General features: G+C 73.6%; 3 protein-coding genes. 1 reads left to right on the top strand and 2 read right to left on the bottom strand.

Going from position 1 to position 3,767, the window contains the following annotated elements:
• Positions 1-78: 78 nt before the first annotated feature.
• Both HCN52_RS22645 and HCN52_RS22650 read right to left on the bottom strand, forming a co-directional pair.
• Positions 79-1,512 (bottom strand): amidase, encoded by a 1,434-nt coding sequence (locus HCN52_RS22645; RefSeq protein ID WP_168090299.1) that lies wholly within the window; start codon positions 1,510-1,512, stop codon positions 79-81.
• Positions 1,513-1,604: 92 nt separating this feature from the next.
• The gene (locus HCN52_RS22650; RefSeq protein ID WP_168090300.1) at positions 1,605-2,591 is read right to left on the bottom strand and encodes a D-2-hydroxyacid dehydrogenase; all 987 of its coding nucleotides are present in this window, start codon (positions 2,589-2,591) and stop codon (positions 1,605-1,607) included.
• Between the two features lie 255 nt (positions 2,592-2,846).
• Between HCN52_RS22650 and HCN52_RS22655 the strand changes: the two genes are divergently transcribed.
• Entirely contained in the window at positions 2,847-3,737 is an 891-nt protein-coding gene (locus HCN52_RS22655) for a maleate cis-trans isomerase family protein (protein WP_168090301.1), read from the top strand.
• The last annotated feature ends 30 nt before the right edge of the window (positions 3,738-3,767 follow it).

Here is a 3,767-nt window from a genome sequence, read left to right on the forward strand (position 1 = left end):
GAACGGGTGCGGCCCGGGACGGCGGGCAGCGCACTCCGCCTGCCCTGCCCCGGCGGCGCGCGCCGCCGGGGCGGGCGGTCACTCCGGCGGCGGAAGAGCCGTGCCCCCCGCCGCGTACAGCGCGTGCGCCACCCGCAGCACCACGGCGTCGGCGTGCCGCGGACCCACCAACTGCAACCCCATCGGCAACCCGTCCGAGTGGAGCCCGCAGGGCACGCTCGCGGCGGGCTGCTGCGTCATGTTGAAGGGATAGGTGAACGGCGTCCACTCCGTCCACCGCCGCATCCCGGACCCCTCGGGCACCTCCCGGCCCAGGCCGAACGCCGTCAGCGGCAGGGTCGGGGTCAGCAGCAGGTCGTGCCGCTCGTGGAAGGCGCCCATCAGCCGGCCCATCGCCATGCGGACGTCGACGGCAGCCAGGTACTCCACCGCCGAGTACCTCTCGCCGGTCGCGCACACCTCGCGCAGCCCCGGGTCCATCAGCTCCCGGGAGGCCCCCGTGATGCCGGCCGTGGCGCGCGCCGCTCCGCTGAACCACAGGGTGTGGAACGCCTCGCGCACCACCAACGGGTCGGGGAGGCTCGGGTCCACCTCCTCGACCTCGGCGCCGAGCTCGGCCAGTCGCTCCGCCCCGCGCCGCACGGCGGCGGCGATCTCGGGGTCGACCGGCGGCGCGCCGGGCGGGAGCGGCCCGAGCGTCGGCGAGTAGGCGATCCGCACCCCGCGCAGCGGGGCGCCGCTGCCGCTGTCGTCGGTCAGTCCGTCCGAGAAGGCGGCGGGCGGCTCACCGAGATGGGACCAGTCGCGGGGGTCCGGGTGACCGATTACGTCCAGCAGCAGTGCGGCGTCCCGTGCGTCCCGGGTCATCGGGCCGACATGGGCCAGGGTGCCGAAGGCACTCGCGGGGTGCAGCGGGACCCTCCCGTAGGTGGGCTTCAGGGCAAACACGCCGCAGAACGCGGCCGGGATGCGGACCGAGCCGCCGCCGTCCGTCCCCAGACTCAGCGGCCCGGCGCCCAGCGCCACCGCCGCCGCGCCACCGCCGCTGGAGCCACCCGCGGTGCGCTCGGGAGCCCGCGGGTTCCCCGTCGCGCCGTGCGGGGGGCAGTCCGTGACCCCCTTCCAGCCGTACTCCGGCGTCGTGGTCTTCCCGAGGAACACCGCTCCCGACTCCCGCAGCCGGGCCACCGCGGGGGCGTCCTCCTCGTTCGGTGCGGTCGCGGCCGCCGCCGACCCCCGCAGGGTCGGGTGGCCGCGCAGCAGCAGGATGTCCTTGACCGTCACCGGTACGCCGTCCAGCGGACCGGCCGGCTCCCGCCGGTGCCACCGCCGCTCCGAGGCCCGGGCCTGCTCCAGGGCCTCCTCCTCCAGCAGCAGCACGAACGCGTTGACCGCGTGCTGCGCCGCCGCCGCGCGGTCGAGCGTCGCCCGCGCCACCTCCACCGGGGAGAGCTCGCCCGCCCGGTACCCGGCCACCAGCCGCTCGGCGGACAGCGCCGTCAGATCCGTCATCCGTGACTCCCCATCGCTGCTGAACCCGGGCGCCGTCCGACGCGGCGCCCGGGGAACCCGGCCGGTCGGCCCGGCCGGGGCGGTCGCCGAGCTCAGGTCCGCGGGACGTACCCGAGGCGCTTGTCCACCACGTTGACCAGGGGCTCCCCGGCGAGCCAGCGGTCGAAGTTGTCCGCGAACTGCTCCGCCAGGTCGTCGCGCCAGCCGATGGTGTCCCCGCTCATGTGGGGCGACACCAGCAGTCCCGGGACGTCCCACAGCGGGCTGGTGGCCTCCAGCGGCTCGGAGGCGAAGACGTCGAGCGCCGCCCCACCGAGCCGGCCCGAGCGCAGCGCGGCCACGAGGTCGTCCTCGACGACGTGCGCCCCGCGCCCGACGTTGATGAAGTGCGCCCCGCGCTTCATGCGGGCGAAGGCGTCGGCGTCGAACATTCCGGTGGTCGCCGCCGTCAACGGTGCCGCGCACACCACCCAGTCGGCTTCGGCCAGTACCGCGGGCAGGGATTCGCTCGCGTGCACCCGGCCGAAATCGGGGTCGGTGTCACTGCCGCGTCGACCCACCAGATCCACCCCGACACCGAGTGCCGTGAGCGTGACGCCGATTCTCCGGCCGATCGGACCGGAACCGACCACCACCGCGCGGCTTCCGGCGACCTTGCGTGTCTCACGGTGCCGCCACTCACGGCGACGCTGCAAATCCGCTGTGGCGTGGAAATCCTTTGCCATGGCGATGACCATACCGGCCACATATTCGGCGATCGGTTGGTCGAAAATGCCTCGCGCATTGGTGACGACCGTGTCCGATTCCACCAGCTCGGGGAACAGCAGCCGGTCGACCCCGGCGCTGGCGGTGTGCACCCATCCCGGCCGCGGCCCGTCGCCCGGCCAGGCGCCGCGCAGCGCGTCCGAGGAGAAGTCCCAGATCAGCAGGGCATCGGCGTCGGGCAACGCATCCACCAGCGATTTCTCGTCACCGAAGGTGACACGGGCACGGCCGTCGAGACGGTGCAGTGCGGGAGGCAGGGTGGGGCCGGCGGTCGGACCGGCGGAGACGAGGACGAGAACGCGGGGATCGGTCATGAGCGGGAAACCATTTCGCAACGCGGGCCTGTTTCGCTTCGGGCCGGATCGCTCCGGGCACGGGTTCGGGTTCTCCACGGAATCCGGCCGTCGCCGGATCGGGGAAAGCCCAGGATTGACCACGGTAGGGAGAAGAAACTACCGTCGTCAATGAAGGCATCTGTCCCGGCGTCCCGGTTTGCCCGACCGGCTTGTGTTCCATCCTCGGCCAGATCAGCCCATCTGCGCCGCCCCTCCGTCTCTTTGGGGTTCCTCATGGATGTCTCCTTCGTAGGTGGGCCGACGCCGCAGCGCGGCGTCGGCATCGTCGCACCGTTCGACTTCGCACTGGACCGCGAGTTGTGGCGCTGGGTCCCGGACGACGTCTCCCTCCATGTCACCCGAACGCCGTTCGTCCCGGTGGAGGTCAGCCTCGACCTCGCCCGCCTCGTCAGTGAGCACGAGACCCTCACCGAGGCCGTCCGCGCCCTCTCGGCCGTCAGCCCCGAGGTCGTCGCCTACGCCTGCACGTCCGGGAGCTTCGTCGGCGGCGGGGTCGGCGAACGCGCCATGGCCGCCGCGATGTCCCGCGCGGGGGAGATGCCGGCCCTGACCACCTCCGGTGCCCTGCTCCACGCGCTGCACGAGCTCGGCGTCCGGCGCATCGCCGTCGTGACGCCCTACACCAAGTCGGTCACCGACTCGCTGGAGGAGTACCTGGCGGAGGGCGGGATGGAGGTCTGCGGGCGCAGCTACCTCGGGCTGACCCGGGAGATCTGGCGGGTCAGCTACCGCGAGGTCGTCCGGATGGCGCACGAGGCGACGGAGGGGTCGCCCGACGCGCTCTTCATCAGCTGTACCAACCTGCCGACGTTCGACATGATCCCGCAGCTGGAGGCGGAGCTGCGCATGCCGGTCCTGTCGGCCAACCAGGTGACGATCTGGGACGCGTTGCGCCGGATCGGCAAGGAGGCCGTGGGACCGTACCAGGCGTTGCTGGACCCGGCCGCGCGCCGCGGTCCGGCCGCGATGGGGGGCGTCCCGGACCCGGCGCAGCCGCCGGCGCCGCCGGCCTTCGCCGGGTCGGCGTTCGCCGCGGACCCGGACACCGCGGTCTCGGAGGCGGGCGAGACGCCCTTTCCGGACGAACCGCTCGGCCCGGCCTGACAGCGGGACCCGCGGTCCCCGGTGCGGCGC

The sequence above is a fragment of the Streptomyces bohaiensis genome (genome assembly GCF_012033785.1).
GTDB classification, from domain to species: Bacteria; Actinomycetota; Actinomycetes; order Streptomycetales; family Streptomycetaceae; genus Streptomyces; species Streptomyces bohaiensis.

Coding starts and splice junctions, on each gene's coding strand:
- HCN52_RS22645 (WP_168090299.1), bottom strand. CDS start 1,512: ATGACGGATCTGACGGCGCTGTCCGCCGAGCGGCTGGTGGCCGGGTAC.
- HCN52_RS22650 (WP_168090300.1), bottom strand. CDS start 2,591: ATGACCGATCCCCGCGTTCTCGTCCTCGTCTCCGCCGGTCCGACCGCC.
- HCN52_RS22655 (WP_168090301.1), top strand. CDS start 2,847: ATGGATGTCTCCTTCGTAGGTGGGCCGACGCCGCAGCGCGGCGTCGGC.